The organism is Tritonibacter horizontis (assembly GCF_001518015.1).
Taxonomy (GTDB): domain Bacteria; phylum Pseudomonadota; class Alphaproteobacteria; order Rhodobacterales; family Rhodobacteraceae; genus Epibacterium; species Epibacterium horizontis.
The window spans coordinates 43,143-61,360 of the sequence record NZ_LPUY01000063.1; the positions used below are offsets into that span (position 1 = coordinate 43,143).

Sequence of the window (18,218 nt, forward strand, 5' to 3'; positions counted from 1 at the left end):
CGCCGCCGCAAGCCCAACTGAGCCATTCCATGACGCGCGCCCCTTGGCGCGACGTTTCAGACCGTCAGGTCGTGCTGTTCCCAGACCGCTGTCAGAGAGCTTTCGCCGACGCGGATCAGGCGGAACAGCGTTGCCGCCACCGCCGGAGCGTCATCTGAATCGATTGCATTGGTCACATCCTGTGCGATGCTGGCCATGGCGATCATGCCGATCTGTTCCGAGATCGCGATCAGGGATCGCGCGCTCTTGCGCAGGTTTTCGACATCGTTCTGTCGCCACAATCGCTCGCAATGCGTTAAGCGCACGGCAAGTTCCTCGATTGCACGACACACAACGTCCTCGGCACTGGTCTCGCCAAGCTGCGAGTATAGATCGGTCAGCTTTTGCGGGTCCAAGTGGACGTTTTCCCTATGATTGACTGTTAGAATGTTAGCCACCACAATTCACCCCGTATTCGGTATGCCCCCACGGCATGGGCCCAATCTGCGCCGCACAGGTTGTCAAAAGGTTTCCAAGAGATGCGTATATCTCTCGAATTTGGTGTGAATTGCGGCTATCAACCCTGTCAGTCGACAAACCGAGGTGTATGCAAATGGACTACGCTAAGCCGCTGCCAAACTATCTGGTGACCCGCTATCATGGTTGGAAAGCAACCTCTTACACGGAAAACCAAGGCTGGTATCGCCGCCTTGCCAAAGAAGGCCAGCGCCCGCGCGCCATGGTGATCTCCTGTTGTGACAGCCGGGTGCACGTGACCTCGATCTTTGGTGCCGATCAGGGCGAATTCTTCATCCATCGAAATATCGCCAATCTGGTGCCGCCCTATGCGCCGGACGGCGACCACCATGGCACCTCTGCCACGGTCGAATATGCGGTGACGGTGCTGAAGGTCGCGCATCTGATCGTTCTGGGCCATTCGCAATGCGGTGGCGTGCAGGGCTGCATCGACATGTGCAAGGGCCATGCCCCTGAACTGGAAGAGAAAACCAGCTTTGTCGGGCGTTGGATGGACATCCTGAAGCCGCGCTTTTCCGAGGTCGAAGACATCGTGGACGCCACCGAACAGGCGCGCCAGTTCGAACGCCAGGCCGTGGTGGCCTCGCTGGAAAACCTGATGACCTTTCCCTTCATCGAAAGCGCTGTCAAATCGGGCGAGCTGAGCCTGCATGGCCTGTGGACCGATATCGGCGAAGGCGGGCTGGAATGCTTTGATCCCAAAGGGAAAAAATTCCTCCCGGTCTGAGTTCTGAATCCGGGGCCGGTCAGGCCCCGGATTTCAGCTGCAGGGCGGCTTGTGCGTAGCCGCCGGCAGCACCATCCACGAAATGCATGTGATCGTCCTGCATGGGCGAGGGCACGATACAGGTGACCAGCGCCTCGTCCTGGGCATGCAGTCCGAAACGGGCGATCCCCTTTGCACGCGCTTCGGTCAGCAGCGCCTCGAGCCGCTGCCGGATCGAATCAGTGCAATCAATCGTCATCTTCAGCCCATCATCAAATTTGCGAAAATCGGCATTGGCGACGAGCACGCTCCGATAGGCCACCGGATCGAAATTTCCGGTCGGCCGTCCGCGCAGAAACAGGGCCGCAGCAAAGAGCGTGTTCACAAGCAGGGTCAGCGCGCGCAGACCGTGTGGCAGGCGGCCCCGCGACATGCGGGCCTCGGTGGTCAAACCGCGCGGCGGCAGGCGCATGCCCGGCCCCGACTTGGGCAGCGGATGGCCGCCCCGGTCGCCCTTGGCCACTTCGGCCAGGATGGTGCTGACCAGCTGGTCGAACTCCGCCCGGCGGGCGCGGGTGTCTGGCAGCACCAGCAAGGACAGGATCTGGCCGTGCACCGAGGGGACGTTGTTCCAGCGGCAGGACAGGCCGGTCAGGTCGGGCGACTGCACCGGGCGGGCGGGGGGAATGTCAAAGGCGCCTGCCTTCATCTGGTCCTCGACCCAGGACAGCCCGCCGCCATCGAACATCGCGTAGTCCAGATGGTCGGAGGCGGCAAAGCGGGCAACCCGCACATCATGGCCGCTGGCGCGCACCTCGGCCACCGGCACCAGCGCGGCGCGCAATCCAATGCCGAATTCCTGCTCTACCCAGGACCGGAGCTTGGCCAGCTCGGCCCGTGCCGTTGGCGCCAGCGCGGCGGGCACCGCAAAGGAGGTGCCATCGCCGCCGAACACAAACGGAAACGGCTGGTGGTCAAAGGCATTCATCAGCGCGGCAATCGCCGAGGCACCGACCATATTCACGGTCTTGTAGTGGCCGCGGGCCATCAGGCCGGTGGAATCGATGATATCGCAACAGCCCACCCACCAATCGCCGGGCAGCGGCGCAAAGGGCGCGCCGTCGGTCAGCCGGGCAAAGCGGTGCACCTTGTCGAGGCGGGTGTAGAACGGATCGCTGGGGGTCGCTGCGGGGGACATGGAACGCCTTGGTCAATCGCGGCCTTGCCAGTCGTCACCGCCTTCTGCGCAACATGCACTGTTCCGCGGGTCGAGCAAGGGCGCTCTCGCAGGTGTGAGAGGTTGCAACAGAGGCATCCGCCCGCGCCGGACACGTCGGTTTTCAGGAATTTCGCGGAACAAAGGCCGATTCCAGGGCGTTTCGCCCAGAATCACGCCTTTCAATGCGGGCGCAGAAACTATATCACACCGCAGCCGGTCATGAGATCGGGCAATATTGGAGAAACACATATGGGTTATCGCGTCGTTGTCGTCGGCGCCACGGGTAACGTGGGCCGTGAAATGCTGAACATCCTGGCCGAGCGCCAGTTCCCTGTGGACGAGATCGCCGCGCTGGCGTCGCGTCGTTCGCTGGGTACCGAGGTCACATTCGCCGACAAGACATTGAAGACCCAGGATCTGGACACATTCGATTTCAGTGGCTGGGACATGGCGCTGTTCGCGGTGGGTTCTGACGCCACCAAGATCTATGCGCCCAAGGCGGCAGCGGCGGGCTGTGTCGTGATCGACAACTCCTCGCTCTATCGCTACGATTCCGAAGTGCCGCTGATCGTTCCGGAGGTAAACCCGCAGGCGATTCACGGTTATTCCAAGAAGAACATCATCGCCAACCCCAACTGTTCGACCGCGCAGATGGTGGTGGCGCTGAAGCCGCTGCATGACCGCGCCAAGATCAAGCGTGTGGTGGTCTCGACCTACCAGTCGGTGTCCGGCGCGGGCAAGGACGGCATGGACGAGCTGTGGGATCAGACCAAATCGATCTACAACCCGACCTCTGACGTGCCGCCGAAAAAGTTCACCAAAGAGATCGCCTTTAACGTGATCCCGCACATCGACGTCTTCATGGAAGATGGCTCCACCAAGGAAGAGTGGAAGATGGTCGCGGAAACCAAGAAGATCATCGACACCTCGATCAAGGTCACCGCGACCTGCGTGCGGGTGCCGGTCTTTGTGGGCCACTCTGAGGCGATCAACATCGAAACGGAGGATTTCCTCGACGAGGATGAAGCCCGCGACATCCTGCGCGAATCCCCCGGCATCATGGTGATCGACAAGCGCGAGGACGGCGGCTACGTGACGCCAAAGGAATGCGTTGGCGATTTTGCGACCTTCATCAGCCGTATCCGGCAGGACAGCACCATCGACAACGGTCTGAACCTGTGGTGCGTCAGCGACAACCTGCGCAAGGGCGCGGCGCTGAACGCGGTGCAGATTGCCGAGCTGCTGGGCCGTGAGGTTCTGAAAAAGGGCTAAGCCCTCCTTGCTGTTATCGGCAAAGACCTGACTATCGAGAGGCGTCCCACGGGGGCGCCTCTTGCTTTTTGCCCCCCTGCGGGAGAGGCTTCGCGCATCCGATTTGACCTTTAGGTGATTGCCATGCGCTTTGTTCTGCCTCTTGTTGCCAGCCTTCTTGCCTCTACCGCCATGGCGGAGACCTTTACGGCCCAGAGCCGCGTCTCTGCCGTGACCGTCTATCCGAGCGAAGCCCGCGTCACCCGCACAGCGGAGGTGACCCTGCCTGCAGGCAGCCACCGTCTGGTGATCGGCGGGCTGCCCTATGACCCGGAAGCCCTTGAGACGCTGCAGATCACCCATCCGGGGCTGACGCGGGTGGCGATGCATATTGGCGCGGGGTTTCCCGTGATTGCGCAGGGCGAGACGGCCGAGAAGGCTGCGGCCAAGGCGCGGGTGGAAGAGGTCGAGGACCAGATCGCCGCCCTGAAACGCGAGGCCGCCGAGGCGCGGCTGGCGGCGGATGGGGCGGAGGCGGTTCTGGCCTTTCTCACTCAATTGGGCCGAGGCGAGGGCGCGGCTCTGCCAGCACCGGAGCAGCTGCGCGAGGTGATCTCCACCATTGGCGAGGAAACCGCCCAAGCCCGCGACACAATCCTGCGGGCCGAAGCGCAGCAGGCGGGGTTTGACCGGCAGATGGTGGAGTTGAAGACCGCCTTGCGCGCTGCGCAGGCCGCCCTGGAGGCCCTGTCGCAGCAGTCGGATGAGGAAGTCTACCTTGCGCTGGATGTGGTGGCCGCAACGGACGTGACAGTCCCTCTTGCGCTGAGCTATGCGGCGCAGGATGTGCGCTGGGGGCCGGCCTATGCCTTTGATCTGACCACAGGGGATGCACCGCAAGTGACCCTACGGCGCGAGGTCATGGTGGAGCAGGGCACCGGCGAGGATTGGGTGGATGTTGCCTTGCGTGTCTCCACCTCGATGCCGGATCAGCAGATCGAGGCTGGGCCACTTTATCCGCAACGCCGTCGGATCGAAGACCCCGCTGCCCCGGTTCCGCAGGACATGGAGCGCCGCCTTTACGCTGGGAGCCTTGCTGAACCTGTGGTCGAAGCCCCGATCATTGTCGAGGAAGCGGATCGTTCTTTTGAGACGATCACAAGCGAAGCTGGCGTCACCTATAGTTTTGCCGATCTCGTGAGCGTCCGGTCTGATGCCGAGGTAGCCTATCTCAGCCTGCCGGATGTGACGCTGTCGGCCGAGGTCTCTGCCCTCGCGGTGCCGCGCCGGGATGAGACCGCCTATCGCATCGCGCATGTGGCGAACTCCAGCGGGGAGGAACTGTTGGCCAGTTCCAACAGCCGGTTCTTTGTCGATGGAGAGCTGATCGGCAGTGCCGAATTCGCGGGGCTGGCCGCCGAGGAGGACACCGACCTTGGCTTTGGTCCCATCGACGGGCTGCGGATCAGCCGCGATGTCTTGGACCAAAGCGAGGGCGGGCGCGGGGTGATCAGCCGCAGCAATCAGCGCAACGCGGTCGCCGAGATCGAAGTGGAGAACCTGACCGATGAGGTCTGGCCGCTGCGGGTGCTCGACCAAGTGCCCTATTCGGAGCAGGAAGACCTGGAAATCACCTGGTCCGCCAGCCCGACGCCAAGCGAGGAAAACGTCGATAAACAGCGCGGCATCCTCGCCTGGGATCTGGAGCTGCAACCGGGATCGACGCGACTGATCACCCTCAACACCCGCCTGGACTGGCCCGAAGACAAGGTGCTGCGGTAGGGCGCGGGCGACCTCGGGTCGATCAAAAACCCGGAAAACTGTACCATTGCGTCACCTTGCAATCCAATGGGTGCCACATTTTCGCCACCGATCAAGCTACTCTTGGATGGAGTGGATCGGAGGGTGTATCATGAAAGTCAATGAGAAACAGAGCGTCGTCAGCGAAACCGAGGATATGGCCTATGGGCAAACCCCTTGGGCCTGTGCACAGATGCGCAAGCGGCTGGATTCCGAAACGATGATGATGTTGCGGGCCAGCCTGTTTGAACCGCTGAACAAGGCCGATAGCTGGCCAAGCCTGCGTGAAATGCTACGCGGCAAAGGGTTCGACATGACACCGCGCGCCGGACGGCTGCGGTTGGTGGATCTGCAGAGCCGGGTTGAGATCTGCACCTTTGGCCTATTGGGTCATCCGCGGGTCGAGCTGGAAAAACGGTTTGGCGGTCACCCGCAAATGCACTGACTGCGCCGCGTCGCAGGCGCCTCCCCCACCGGGATGACGCGCCTGGGTCTGGGCTGGCACAGCGGATTACGTCAGGTTTCGTGCCATGTCACAGATGACCTGATGGGCCAGCATGACATCGGCCTCGGTGGTTTCAAACGCCCCGGCCTGAAAGCGGATCACCAGCGCGCCATCGACCCGGGTCTGGGTCAGATAGATGCGGCCATCGTCATTGATGGCATTGACCAGCGCCAGGTTTAACGCGTCGAGATCCGTCGCCCCTTTGGGCGCGTAGCGAAAGGTCCAGAGCGACCACATCGGCGGCGTGATGGCTTCAAAATCGGGTTCGGCCGTCAGCGCGCTGTGCAGCTGACGCGACCATGCGACGTGATTGCGAATGCGCTGCCGCAATCCTTCGATGCCGTAGGTGCGGATCAGGAACCAGATCTTCAGCGCGCGGAACCGGCGCCCCAGCGGCACCGACCATTCTGAATAATTGATGATGCCATCATGGCCGTGAGTCTTCAGATACTCCGGGCTGATAGCAAGGGTGCGCACCAGATCGTCGGCGTTGCGCAGAAAATGGGCGGAGCAGTCGAACTGCGCGCCGAGCCATTTATGCGGATTGAACACGATGCTGTCGGCGCCCTCGATGCCGGGCCAATAGGTGCGGAACTCCGGGCAGATCATCGCGGACCCCGCCCAGGCGGCATCCACATGGGTATAAAGCCCGTGGTTTTGCGCGATTGTGATGCAGTCGGCGATGGGATCGGTGGCGCCGGTGCCGGTGCCGCCGACACAGAGGATCACGCCTGCGGGTTGCAGCCCGGCGGCTTTGTCGGCCTGGATGGCGGTCTCAAGCGCGGCGGGGTCCATGCCGCGCCAGTCGCCTTTGATCGGCACGCGCACCAGATTGGCCTGTCCGATGCCGGCCACCCAGATCGCCCGATCCACCGAGGTATGGACCTCTGAGGAGCAATAGATGCGCAGGGTGGGCAGGCCGGACAGACCCTGCTGGTTGCCCTGCCAGTTCAGCGCCCGTTCCCGCATGGTGAGCACGGCGGCAAGCGTGGCCGAGGAGGCGCTGTCCTGAATGACGCCCTGAAAATCCTCTGGCAGGCCAAGCGATTGGCGCAGCCAGTCCATCATCCGGGTTTCCATCTCGGTGGCGGCGGGGGAGGTCTGCCAGAGCATGCATTGCGGCGCGATGGCAGAGGTCAGGAACTCTGCCAGCACCGAAGGCGCGGCGGCATTGGAGGCGAAATAGGCAAAAAAGCGTGGGTGCTGCCAATGGGTGATGCCGGGCATCACCTTTTCCTCGAAATCGGCAAAGATCGCCTCCATCCCTTCGCCCTGTTCCGGCGGCGTCTGGGGCAGGGCGTTCAGCATATCGCCGGGTTTGGTCTGGGCGCGCACCGGGCGGTCGCCCACGGTCAGGTGGTAGTCCTGGGCCCAGTCGGCGACCTTGCGTCCCCAGCCTGCGAAGTCATTCCAGTTCATGTGGTCCTCCTTGGGGCGACATCCCGCGCGCATTTGCTTAACATGTTGTATAATTCACCGACCCTGTCAACGCCAGTCGCCGAAATACTTAACTTTGCTAAGTTGTTGCCAAGTGGCGCCGGGCGGGCGATACAGGAGCGCATGAAACAGTCTTTGCCATCCACGAACCGGTCCCTTCCCATTGCCCTGTTGCGCGCGCGGGAACGGATCATGGGCCCGATCCGCTATCTTTTGACAGATGCAGACCTGACCGAACAGCAATGGCGCGTGCTGCGGGTGGTGCAGGAAGGCGGGCCGATCGACCCGACGCAGATTGCGGACCAAGCCTGTCTGTTGCTGCCCAGCCTGACGCGTATTCTGCAAAAGCTCGAGGAAAAGGGCCTGATCGACAGGGTCCGGGACGAGGCGGACCGACGGCGTCAGGTTGTCACCCTGACCTCTGCCGGTCTGACGGTGATCGAGGAAAACATCGACGCCAGCCTCGAATTGATAGAGCGCACCCGTGAGAAAATGGGGCCAGAGCGCTATGAAACGCTGCTGGACCTGTTGAACGATCTCCACGAACTGGACATCTAACCCGGTTTGGGGGCGGTCAGGCGGGGCGGCGCAGGAAAATCTGCACATCCGCGACATTGGTGCCGGTGCCGCCAATGGTGACCAGGGCCCCTGCCGCCTTCAGCGCCGCGTTGCTGTCGTTATTGGACAACAGCGCCTTTGGATCGGCGCCGGTGGCGGCAATGTCGGCCCAGGTCTGGGGCGTGACGATGCCGCCGGCCGCCTCTGTCGGGCCATCGCGGCCATCGGTGCCGCCGGACAGGAACAGCCAGTCGCCGTCGATCTGGTCCGCGGCCTCGGCAATGCGCAGCGCCAGTTCCTGATTGCGCCCCCCCCGCCCGGTTCCGGCCAGACGCACGGTGGTTTCACCGCCAAACAACAGCGCCTGCGGGTGGGCAGAGGCGGCGGCCTCCGTTGTGTCAAGAATGCGCTGGGCGGCGTCGGCCACATCGCCGGTGAGGTCATCCACCACACTTGCGACCTCCCACCCTAAGGCGCGGGCCCGCTCTGCCATCGCATCCAGGCTGAAGCGGTTGGAGCCGATCAGGATGTTGTCGGCCGTGGGCGTGTCCTGTTGCTGTTCCGGCGCCGACAGCGCCTGCTGGACCGAGACGGGGAGCTTGTCCCAGAGCCCTTCGGTTTGCAGCAGCGCGGCGGCGGCCTTGCGGTCGCCAAGCGGGCTGACGGTCGGGCCGGAGGCAATGGCGCGCAGGTCGTCGCCGATCACATCCGACAGGATCAGCGCGGTGACGCGGGCGGGGGCCGCCGCGCGACAGATGCCGCCCCCCTTGAGCCGCGACAGCGCTTGGCGGACGAGGTTCATGCGGTTGATCTCCAGCCCGGAGGCCAGAAGGATTTCGTTCACGGCGGCCTTGTCCGCCAGGGTGACGCCGGGGGCAGGCGCGACCATCAGGGCGGAGCCACCGCCGGAGATCAGCATCAGCACCTGATCCTCGGCGCGCAGATCGGCGAGGCTGTCGAGAACCTGCTGGCCGGCGGCGGCGCTGGAGGCGTCCGGGACCGGATGGGCGCCGGCAATGACCTGTGCCCCGGCCAGCTCGGTCAGGTTTTCGGGATTGGTGATCGCCAGGGCGACGGCTGGCGGCTGTGGCAACTGCGACAGGGCCGCGCGCATCATCGGCACGGCAGCCTTGCCCACCGCGATCACGATGCGGCGGCCACCGGTCGGCAGCGGTGCCAGCGGGGCGCGCGCCAGCTGCTGCGCCACCGCTGCGGCCGGGTCGGCCCGCGCGATTGCGGTGTGAAATAGATCGAGGGCAGTGTCCGTCAGCGGCGTGGTCATTCCCAGCCTTTCCGTTTTTGGGGTACGTCTTCGGCGCCATATTGGAGAGCTTCGGACCAAGGGGTCAATGGCCGAAGGCGGCGGGGCTTTCAAATTAGGCCATATGATCCTTTCTGCATTCCGGGACGTCTTTGTGATTGGCCTTTGGCCGCAGGCAGGGTTTGGTTGGGGCATTCGTTTCAGAAAGCCACGCCATGACAAAACCGACTTATTACGCCCCCAAGGGGGGATTGCCGCCGCAAACCCAATTGCTGACGGACCGCGCCATGTTCACCGAGGCCTATGCGGTGATCCCCAAGGGAACCAACAGCGACATCGTGACCAGCTTCTTGCCGTTCTGGGGCAAGTCCCGGTTCTGGGTCATCGCGCGGCCGCTCTCGGGCTTTGCCGAGACGTTTTCGCATTACATCGCCGAGGTGCAGCCTGGCGGTGGATCGGAGCGCCCGGAAACCGAGGCTGGCGTCGAGGCGGTATTGTTCGTGGTCGAAGGCCAGATGGTGCTGACCATCGACGGCGCCGAACATGAGATGGCCGAAGGCGGCTATGCCTTTTTGCCACCAAGTGCGGCCTGGAAGCTGACCAACACCAGTGATGCGCCGGTGCGGTTCCACTGGATCCGCAAGGCCTATCAGGCGGTTGAGGGCATCGACATGCCCGAGGCCTTTGTCACCAACGAACAGGAGGTCGCGCCCAAGGCGATGCCGGGCACCGATGGCAAATGGGCCACCACGCGGTTCGTTGACCCCGAAGACCTGCGCCATGACATGCATGTGACCGTGGTGACCTTTGAGCCGGGGGCGGTGATCCCCTTTGCCGAGACCCATGTGATGGAGCACGGATTGTACGTGCTGGAGGGCAAGGCGGTCTATCGGCTGAACCAGGATTGGGTCGAGGTCGAGGCCGGCGATTACATGTGGCTGCGCGCCTTCTGCCCGCAGGCCTGCTATGCCGGCGGGCCGGGGCTGTTCCGCTATCTGCTCTATAAAGATGTGAACCGCCATATGCCGCTGGCGCCGCTGCGCTAGGGCCGCCGGGCTAAGACCACCGGGCTGCGATTGATGAAAAAGGGCCGCGTGATGCGGCCCTTTTGTGCTGTTGCAGGTCCGTCAGAGGTTACTTGTGACCGGCCATGCCGCCAGAGACCTCTTCGGTGGATTCCGCCGTCAGCTCTTCGGGCAGCAGCAGGTTCAGCGCGATGGAGATCACGGCGGCGGGCAGCAGACCGCTGGTCAGCAGGATACGCGGGGTGTCCGCAACGTGCTGCAGCGCGCCCGGCTCCAGTTGCAGGCCGAGGCCAACCGAGAGCGAGATCGCAAAGATCACCATGTTGCGGCGGTTCCAGTCCACATCCGACAGGATCGACACGCCGGCTGCGACCACCATGCCGAACATGACGATAACGCCGCCGCCGAGCACTTCGATCGGGACGGTCCGGATGACGCCGCCCACCTTTGGGATCAGGCCGCAGATGATCAGGAAGATCGCCCCGCAGGTGACCACATGGCGGCTCATGACGCCGGTCATGGCGATCAGGCCGACGTTCTGGCTGAAGGAGGTGTTTGGCAAGCCGCCAAAGATCCCCGCCACGGCGGAGCCGATCCCGTCGGCAAAGGTCGCGCCTTCGATTTCCGCATCGGTTGCTTCGCGCTTGGCGCCGCCCTTGGTGATGCCGGAGACATCGCCAACGGTTTCGACAGCCGACACAAAGGCCATCAGGCAGAAGCCGATGATCGCCGCGAGGGAGAACTCGAACCCGTATTTGAAGGGCTGCGGCAGAGCAAAACTGGCCGCGCGGCTCCAGGAACCGGCGATGGCGTCAAAGGTCAGCATCCCGACCATCAGCGCGTAGATATAGCCCGCGATCAACCCCAGCAGCACGGCCGAGACCGAGAGCATGCCACGGGTGAAGAACTTCAGCCCCAGGGTGACGAGGATCACGACGACGGCGGCAGACCAGTTCAGCAGCGAGCCATATTCCGGCGTGCCAATGGCGGGCACACCGCCGGCTGCGTATTGAATGCCGACCTTGACCAGCGCCAGCCCGATCATGGTCACCACCAGCCCGGTGACCAGCGGTGGCAGGGCAAAGCGGATCTTGCCAATGAACAGGCCGAGGCAGGCGTGGAACAGCCCGCCGATCAGCACGCCGCCAAACAGTGCGGCCAGCGCATCGACGCCCTTGCCAGCGACCAGCGGAATCATGATCGGCAGAAAGGCGAAAGATGTGCCCTGCACAATCGGCAGCCGCGCCCCGACAGGACCCAGCGAGATGGTCTGCAAGAGCGTCGCGATGCCGGCAAAGAGCATCGACATCTGGATCAGGTACAACAGCTCTGGGAAATCCGGCGAGTTGGAGCCGAAGCCAAAGCCCGCCGCCCCGGCGATGATGATCGCAGGGGTGACGTTGGAGACAAACATCGCCAGCACATGCTGGATGCCCAGCGGAATGGCCTTGGCGAGCGGTGGCATATAGTCGGGATCCCGCAGCTGTTCCGGCGTCCCTATCGAAGTGTCAGTCAATGTTTCTGTTCCCTGTTGGTTTCGGGATCTCCTGGCTTCTTGTCTGGTCAGGATGATCCGGTTTGTGAATGGGTCAGTCTGCGATTTCGGTGACCACAGGCGGGTCTTCGAACCAGTGTTCTTCGAGATTGTCGCCGGGTCCGATCCGGTCGATGACAATGTATTGCCCCGGCGCGCCGAGGGGCGCGAGCACCCCGTGCCAGGTGCCGCGATGCAGGTTGACCGACTGGCCCGGCTGGCTGACGAAGGCCAAGGGCGTGCCCGGCTGTCCGCCCGCGTCGGGGGCGACGATCACCAGCATCGCCACGCCGTTGAGCGGCACAAAGGCCTGGCTGCCCTCCGGGTGACGTTCGACCAGTTCGACGGTATAGGGCAGGGTCCGGGCCTCGGCGTCGAACAGGCTGATGCCGGCCCGCCCGTCGGCGAAATCGACCTGCGCCAGATCGTGGTGGCGCCCACATTTGCCCTGGTTGATGATCTTGTCCGGGTGCGGCTTTGGCTCCAGCACGTCGCCAAACGGCGCGAAGCCCGTGGCGGTCAGCGGGCGGGCGATCAGCGCGCGTGTCATGGGAAAAGATCCGCCAGCCGGAACTGGGCGATCCGTTCAACCTGGCGGCAGGCCTCGGCGAATTCTGTGGCACGGTCATTGTCGATGCGGCGCTGGAAGGCGGCCAGGATAGAGGCCTTGTTGTTGTCGCGCACCGCGATGATGAAGGGAAACCCGTGCTTTTTGACATAGGCCGTGTTCATCTCGGTGAAGGTTGCGCGTTCCGCATCGGTCAGCAGATCAAGCCCGGCACTGGCCTGTTCGGTGGTGCTTTCGGCGGTGAGGCGGCCAGCGGCGGCCAGCTTGCCCGCCAGATCCGGGTGGGCGGTGAGCACACCAAGGCGCTCCTCGTCGGTGGCGCTGCGGAACATCCGGCACAGCGCGTTGTGCACGCCAGCGGCGCAGTCATGGGCCGGGCCAAGCTCCAGATCAAAGGCGCGGTCGGCAATCCAGGGGGAATGTTCAAAAATACCGCCGTAGGTGGCGACGAATGTGTCGCGGTCCATCTGGCTGGGCCGGGGGTGGCGCTGATGCGGGTGATGGCTGGCCCAGTGTTCGGCGATGTCGAGACGGCGCGGGCACCAGACGCCCTCGTGGCGCTGGATATGGTCGATGAAGCGCTTGAGCGCGGCGATCTTGCCCGGACGGCCAACCAGCCGGCAATGCAGACCGATGGTCATCATCTTCGGGCTCCCGGCGCTGCCCTCGGCATAAAGCGTATCAAAGGCGTCGGTGAGGTAGTCGCCAAAGTCCGCCCCGGTGACCCAGCCCGGCGCGGTGGCAAAGCGCATGTCGTTGGCTTCGAGCGTATAGGGAATGATCAGCTGGTCGCGCGCGTCGACCTCCAGCCAATAGGGCAGATCGTCATCATAGGTGTCGGAGATATAGTCAAAGCCACCTTCCTCGGCCACCAGACGGACGGTATTGGCGCTGCAACGGCCCGTGTACCAGCCGCGCGGGCGGCTGCCGACGACTTCGGTATGGAGGCGGATGGCCTCGGCAATCGAGGCGCGCTCTTCCGCCTCTGGCATGTCCTTGTGTTCGACCCATTTGAGCCCGTGGGAGGCGATCTCCCAATCGGCGTCCTTCATCGCCTGCAGCTGTTCGGGGCTGCGGGCAAGCGCGGTGGCGACGCCGTAGATGGTCAGCGGTATGCCGGCGCCGGTGAACAGGCGGTGCAGACGCCAGAAGCCGGCACGGGCGCCGTATTCATAGATCGATTCCATGTTCCAGTGGCGCTGGCCCTGCCATTGGGCGGCACCGGGAATATCGGAAAGAAAGGCCTCGGAGGCGGCATCGCCATGCAGGATACAGTTTTCGCCGCCTTCTTCGTAGTTCAGCACGAACTGGACGGCGATTTTTGCGGCGTTGGGCCATTCTGGATGGGGGCCATGTGCCCCATATCCACGCATGTCTCGGGGATAGCGTGTCACTCTTGGGATCTCCGAAGTCTGTGTCTGTTCACATGTTATACGAAGGATGCGGCAAAGTGGCTTTACCACAATTTTTGAAAGTGTTGTTTGTCGCTTCTGCGTGCATCACGGGCATCGGGCGCGCAATATGCTGACAAATGCAGCTGACACGCATCAGGCGGTCGCTGTCAATGGACCTGGATCTGACGGCGAAGGAGAGGATTGAAATGACTGGCTATCTGACGACACATGTGCTGGACACAGCGCGGGGCTGCCCGGCCGAGGGCATCCGCATCGCGCTCTACCGGGTGAGCGGCAATTCCCACCGGAAAATCGCCGAGGCGGTGACCAATGCGGATGGCCGCACCGACAGCCCGATCCTGCCTGCCAAGAGTTTCAAGACCGGGACCTATGAGCTGATCTTTTTTACGGGGGACTATCTGCGGGCGAGTGGCCAGGCGGAAGACCCGCTGTTTCTGGACGCGATCCCGATCCGCTTCGGCATCAGTGAGGGCGAGAGCCATTATCATGTGCCGCTGTTGGTATCGCCCTTTGGCTACTCCACCTATCGGGGCAGCTGACGGATGCCTCCGGCGGAGGTATTTGGGAAAAGATGAAGGGGGGCGTGGCTTCTCGTTACCGCGGTCAGGCGCTGCCGTCGGGCAGGCTGGCGAGGATATGGTCGACCATGAAGTCGATGAACAGGCGGACCTTGGGGTCCTGGTGGCGGCGATGCATATAGAGGCAGGCCAGCTGGATGGTCGCGGGGGGTTCCTGGGGCAGGACCGGTTGCAGGCGACCGGCGGCGAGGTGGTCGGCCACTTCGAACAGTGGTTTGAGGATGATGCCATGGCCGTCGAGCGCCCATTGGGTCAGCACATCGCCATGATCGGATTCAAAAGGGCCGGTGACGGCGATCCGGCGCAGGCCGTCGGGGCCGTGCAGCGGCCATTGGAATTCCGGCGCGCCGGGGTAGCGCAGGTTGAGGCAGTCATGGGCATCCGAGGTCAGCTCGGCGCTGCTGGCAGGCAGGCCGCGTGCGGCGATATAGGCGGGGGCGGCGCAGAGGATGCGCGGGCAGTCGGTGATTTTGCGGATCTTGAGGTTTGAATCCTCCGGCAGGCCGAGGAAAAAAGCCGCGTCCAGCCCCTCGGCCGCGAGGTCGAGTTTGCGATCCGACAGGCGCAGGCGGATGTTGATCAGCGGGTAGGCGGCCTTGAACTGCGGCACGGCGGGCGCGATCAGACGCTGGCCCAGCCCGAGCGGCGCGGCCACATAGAGGGTGCCGCGCGGCGTCTGGGTGACGTTGGAGATATCCGCCTCGGCCTCTTCCACCGCTTCGAGGATCTTGACCGCGCCACGGTAAAAGAGCTGCCCCTGTTCGGTGGGATGCAGCAGGCGGGTGGTGCGCTGGAACAGGCGCACCTTGAGGTGGTCCTCCAGCTGGGAGATGCGGGAGGAGGCAACGGCCGCAGAAATCCGCATGTCGCGGGCCGCCGCAGACATGTTGCCAAGTTCGTAGACGCGGACGAACGTTCGGATATTGTTCAAATAGGCCATGTTGCGCGGTTCATTGTCAGGATACGTTTGAAAGAGCTTGGAATTTTTCCCAGATACAGGAAAATACCCCTGTCGCCTAGGGTCTGGGCGAGATGAAGTAAGGAGGTATCATGGAAGAGATCGTGATCATGTGGGACTGGCTGGGGTTTGCCGTCCGCTGGCTGCATGTCATTACCGCGATGGCCTGGATCGGGTCTTCCTTTTACTTTATCGCGCTGGATCTTGGTCTGAACCGCAATATCGCGGGGCCGGCCGATGGTGAGGAGTGGCAGGTCCATGGCGGGGGCTTCTACCATATCCAGAAATACCTGGTGGCGCCGGAGCGGATGCCGGAGCATCTGATCTGGTTCAAATGGGAGAGCTATTCGACCTGGCTGTCGGGCGCGGCGCTGCTGATGATCGTCTATTGGGCGGGGGGCGAGCTTTACCTTATTGATGCGGCCAAGGCGGATCTGGCGCTCTGGCAGGGCATCGCGATCTCTGCCGCGTCATTGGCTGTCGGCTGGCTGATCTATGACTATCTGTGCAAATCGGCGCTGGGCGAGCGGCCGACCGTATTGATGGTGCTGCTGTTCGTGCTGCTGGTGATCATGGGCTGGGCCTACAATCAGGTCTTTACCGGTCGGGCCGTGCTGCTGCATCTGGGGGCGTTTACCGCCACCATCATGACGGCGAATGTGTTTTTCATCATCATGCCGAACCAGCGCATCGTGGTGGCCGATCTGAAGGCTGGCCGTCCGGCAGATCCGAAATACGGCAAGATCGCCAAGCTGCGGTCGACCCATAACAACTATCTGACCTTGCCGGTCATCTTCCTGATGTTGTCGAACCACTATCCGCTGGCCTTTGCCACCCAGTACAACTGGATCATTGCGGCGCTGGTTTTCCTGATGGGGGTGACGATCCGGCACTATTTCAACACGCGCCACGCGCGGGCGGGCAATCCGACCTGGACCTGGCTGGTGACGGTGCTGCTGTTCATCGCGATCATGGCGCTGAGCCAGGCGCCGTTGAGCCAGGACAGCTATGAGGAGTCCGAGGCCCGCACGCTGACCGCGACCGAACAGGCCTTTGCGTCCTCTGACCATTTCGACGAGATCATGACTGTGGTGCCGGGGCGCTGTGCCATGTGCCATGCGCGCGAGCCGTTCTATGAGGGGATCCGGCGAGCGCCAAAGACCGTCCTGCTGGAAACCGAGGCGGATGTGGCTAAAGCGGCGCGACAGATCTATCTGCATGCCGGCGTGACCCATGCGATGCCACCTGCCAATGTGACCTTCATGGAGGATGCGGAGCGCCGGCTGATCCGCAAGTGGTACGCCGATGGGGCGAAAAACCTGCCTCTGTTCCTTGCCGGGCAATGACCGCGCCGGCCTGACCCAACTGCCTGCAGAGACCGTCTTGAGACATGCCCCTCCTGGGAGCCGGCCAAAGCGGTGCGGTCCAGGGCGCCATCTGACCAATAGAACCGATAGAAAGGTGACCGATGTCCTCTTCCGCAACCCTTCTGCGTGGCCGGACGCTGAACTTCCGCGCTGAGCCCGCCGGGCCCGAGGACACGGCGGCCTTTTGCTATATCGAGGATGGCGCGATCCTGATCCAGGATGGGATGATCGTCGCGCAGGGTGCCTATTCGGAGCTGTGCCACCGGAGGCCGGAGGCGCGGGTTGTCGATCATCGCCCGCATCTGCTGATGCCGGGGTTCATTGATTTGCATCTGCATTTCCCGCAGGTGCAGGTTGTGGCCTCCTGGGGCGAACAGCTGCTGGACTGGCTGAACACCTATACCTTTCCGGCCGAGACGCAATTTGCCAGCCCGGCGCATGCAGCGCGGATGGCCGGTGCGTTCTTCGACCTGCTGCTGAGCCATGGCACCACCACGGCGGCGGCCTTCTGTTCGGTGCATCCCACCTCGATCGAGGCTTATTTCACCGAAGCGGCGCGTCGCAACATGCGGATGATCGGCGGCAAGGTGATGATGGATCGCAATGCCCCCGACGGCCTGCGGGACAATGCGCAACTGGGGTATGACGACAGCAAGGCCCTGCTGGAGCGCTGGCATGGCAGGGGTCGGGCCTCTTATGCCATCTCGCCGCGTTTCGCGATCACCTCGACCCCGGCGCAGCTGGAGGCGGCAGGCGCGTTGGCAAAGGAATATCCCGATGCCTTTGTGCAGACCCATCTGTCGGAAAACCGGGACGAGATCGCATATACGCTGAGCCTGTATCCGGAGGCGGCGGATTACCTGGGGATCTACGAACACTATGGTCTTGTGGGCGCAAAGACCCTGCTGGGGCACGCGATCCATCTGGAGCCGCGCGAAATCGCGCTTTTGGCCGAAACGGGGGGCAAGCCGGTGTTCTGTCCCACTTCGAACCTGTTTCTCGGCAGTGGCTTGTTTGACGAGGGGGGCCTGCGGGCACGGGGCGTCGCCAGTGGCATTGCAACGGACATCGGGGCCGGCACCAGCTATTCGATGCTGCAAACCTTGAACGAGGGCTACAAGGTGCTGCAATTGCAGAACCAGCCCCTGCACCCCTTGCGTGCCTTTCACTGGATCACGCGTGGCAATGCCGAGATCCTGGGCGAGACCCATCGCATCGGCACGCTGGATCCCGGCACCGAGGCGGACATCGTGGTGATGAACGCGGCCGCCACCCCGGCGATGGCCCTGCGGATGGAAGCGGCAACAACCCTGACAGAAGAGCTGTTCGTCTTGCAGGTCCTCGGCGATGACCGCGCGGTGGCCGAAGTCTATGTGGCCGGTCAGCCCGCCAAGCCCAAACCAGCCTGACAGCACAGCGTGGATCCGGAAGTGCCGGGCGCGGAGCAGGATGCTCCGCGCCTTTTTTGGTTTTCGATGACTCGTTCTGGCGGGTGGCTGCGCGGGTCGGGTTTGATTCCT

General features: G+C 63.2%; 17 protein-coding genes. 9 read left to right on the forward strand and 8 right to left on the reverse strand.

Annotation, left to right across the window (positions count from 1 at the left end; translation table 11 throughout):
- Window positions 1-56: 56 nt before the first annotated feature.
- Window positions 57-395, reverse strand: coding sequence for a hypothetical protein (locus tag TRIHO_RS10675; RefSeq protein WP_068243029.1), 339 nt, complete (start codon window positions 393-395; stop codon window positions 57-59).
- A gap of 197 nt (window positions 396-592) precedes the next feature.
- On the opposite strand from TRIHO_RS10675, the gene TRIHO_RS10680 reads away from it, so the two are divergent.
- Window positions 593-1,243, forward strand: a complete 651-nt coding sequence (locus TRIHO_RS10680) for a carbonic anhydrase (RefSeq protein ID WP_068243032.1) — start codon at window positions 593-595, stop codon at window positions 1,241-1,243.
- Between the two features lie 19 nt (window positions 1,244-1,262).
- Here the strand turns inward: TRIHO_RS10680 and TRIHO_RS10685 are convergent, their stop codons facing one another.
- Window positions 1,263-2,420 (reverse strand): DUF3095 domain-containing protein, encoded by a 1,158-nt coding sequence (locus TRIHO_RS10685; RefSeq protein ID WP_068243034.1) that lies wholly within the window; start codon window positions 2,418-2,420, stop codon window positions 1,263-1,265.
- 270 nt (window positions 2,421-2,690) lie between these two features.
- Between TRIHO_RS10685 and TRIHO_RS10690 the strand changes: the two genes are divergently transcribed.
- The 3 genes from TRIHO_RS10690 (at window position 2,691) to TRIHO_RS10700 (ending at window position 5,937) form a co-directional block, all read left to right on the forward strand.
- Window positions 2,691-3,713: an aspartate-semialdehyde dehydrogenase gene (locus tag TRIHO_RS10690; RefSeq protein WP_068243037.1), complete on the forward strand. Its 1,023-nt coding sequence runs from the start codon at window positions 2,691-2,693 to the stop codon at window positions 3,711-3,713.
- A gap of 123 nt (window positions 3,714-3,836) precedes the next feature.
- The gene (locus TRIHO_RS10695) at window positions 3,837-5,474 is read left to right on the forward strand and encodes a DUF4139 domain-containing protein (protein ID WP_068243040.1); all 1,638 of its coding nucleotides are present in this window, start codon (window positions 3,837-3,839) and stop codon (window positions 5,472-5,474) included.
- 130 nt (window positions 5,475-5,604) lie between these two features.
- Entirely contained in the window at window positions 5,605-5,937 is a 333-nt protein-coding gene (locus tag TRIHO_RS10700) for a hypothetical protein (RefSeq protein WP_068243043.1), read from the forward strand.
- A 66-nt stretch (window positions 5,938-6,003) separates the two neighbouring features.
- On the opposite strand, the gene TRIHO_RS10705 is transcribed toward TRIHO_RS10700, so the two are convergent.
- Window positions 6,004-7,416 (reverse strand): pyridoxal phosphate-dependent decarboxylase family protein, encoded by a 1,413-nt coding sequence (locus TRIHO_RS10705; RefSeq protein WP_068243046.1) that lies wholly within the window; start codon window positions 7,414-7,416, stop codon window positions 6,004-6,006.
- A 141-nt stretch (window positions 7,417-7,557) separates the two neighbouring features.
- On the opposite strand from TRIHO_RS10705, the gene hpaR reads away from it, so the two are divergent.
- Window positions 7,558-7,992, forward strand: a complete 435-nt coding sequence (hpaR, locus tag TRIHO_RS10710; protein ID WP_068243048.1) for a homoprotocatechuate degradation operon regulator HpaR — start codon at window positions 7,558-7,560, stop codon at window positions 7,990-7,992.
- 16 nt (window positions 7,993-8,008) lie between these two features.
- Here hpaR and TRIHO_RS10715 read toward each other — a convergent pair whose 3' ends face one another.
- Window positions 8,009-9,274, reverse strand: coding sequence for a glycerate kinase type-2 family protein (locus tag TRIHO_RS10715; protein ID WP_068243050.1), 1,266 nt, complete (start codon window positions 9,272-9,274; stop codon window positions 8,009-8,011).
- Between the two features lie 194 nt (window positions 9,275-9,468).
- Here TRIHO_RS10715 and TRIHO_RS10720 point away from each other — a divergent pair, with 194 nt between their 5' ends.
- Window positions 9,469-10,299: a bifunctional allantoicase/(S)-ureidoglycine aminohydrolase gene (locus TRIHO_RS10720; RefSeq protein ID WP_068243053.1), complete on the forward strand. Its 831-nt coding sequence runs from the start codon at window positions 9,469-9,471 to the stop codon at window positions 10,297-10,299.
- An 88-nt stretch (window positions 10,300-10,387) separates the two neighbouring features.
- Here TRIHO_RS10720 and TRIHO_RS10725 read toward each other — a convergent pair whose 3' ends face one another.
- From TRIHO_RS10725 to puuE, 3 genes are all read right to left on the reverse strand, one after another.
- Window positions 10,388-11,794: a uracil-xanthine permease family protein gene (locus TRIHO_RS10725; protein WP_068243055.1), complete on the reverse strand. Its 1,407-nt coding sequence runs from the start codon at window positions 11,792-11,794 to the stop codon at window positions 10,388-10,390.
- Between the two features lie 73 nt (window positions 11,795-11,867).
- Window positions 11,868-12,362 carry an ureidoglycolate lyase gene (locus tag TRIHO_RS10730; protein ID WP_068243058.1) on the reverse strand — a complete coding sequence of 165 codons (495 nt, stop codon included), beginning with the start codon at window positions 12,360-12,362 and terminating at the stop codon, window positions 11,868-11,870.
- Window positions 12,359-13,774 carry an allantoinase PuuE gene (puuE, locus tag TRIHO_RS10735; protein ID WP_068243061.1) on the reverse strand — a complete coding sequence of 472 codons (1,416 nt, stop codon included), beginning with the start codon at window positions 13,772-13,774 and terminating at the stop codon, window positions 12,359-12,361. Before puuE ends, TRIHO_RS10730 begins: the two co-directional genes overlap by 4 nt.
- 206 nt (window positions 13,775-13,980) lie before the next feature.
- Between puuE and uraH the strand changes: the two genes are divergently transcribed.
- On the forward strand, window positions 13,981-14,334 hold the full coding sequence (gene uraH, locus TRIHO_RS10740; RefSeq protein ID WP_068243089.1) for a hydroxyisourate hydrolase: 354 nt from the start codon (window positions 13,981-13,983) through the stop codon (window positions 14,332-14,334).
- A gap of 64 nt (window positions 14,335-14,398) precedes the next feature.
- On the opposite strand, the gene TRIHO_RS10745 is transcribed toward uraH, so the two are convergent.
- Complete coding sequence (locus TRIHO_RS10745) at window positions 14,399-15,313, reverse strand: LysR family transcriptional regulator (RefSeq protein ID WP_068243064.1); 915 nt, start codon at window positions 15,311-15,313, stop codon at window positions 14,399-14,401.
- Window positions 15,314-15,423: 110 nt separating this feature from the next.
- On the opposite strand from TRIHO_RS10745, the gene TRIHO_RS10750 reads away from it, so the two are divergent.
- Window positions 15,424-16,677 carry a urate hydroxylase PuuD gene (locus TRIHO_RS10750; protein WP_068243066.1) on the forward strand — a complete coding sequence of 418 codons (1,254 nt, stop codon included), beginning with the start codon at window positions 15,424-15,426 and terminating at the stop codon, window positions 16,675-16,677.
- Between the two features lie 122 nt (window positions 16,678-16,799).
- A complete protein-coding gene (gene guaD / locus TRIHO_RS10755) occupies window positions 16,800-18,107 on the forward strand; it encodes a guanine deaminase (RefSeq protein ID WP_068243069.1) in 1,308 nt (435 codons plus the stop codon).
- Window positions 18,108-18,218: the final 111 nt, after the last annotated feature.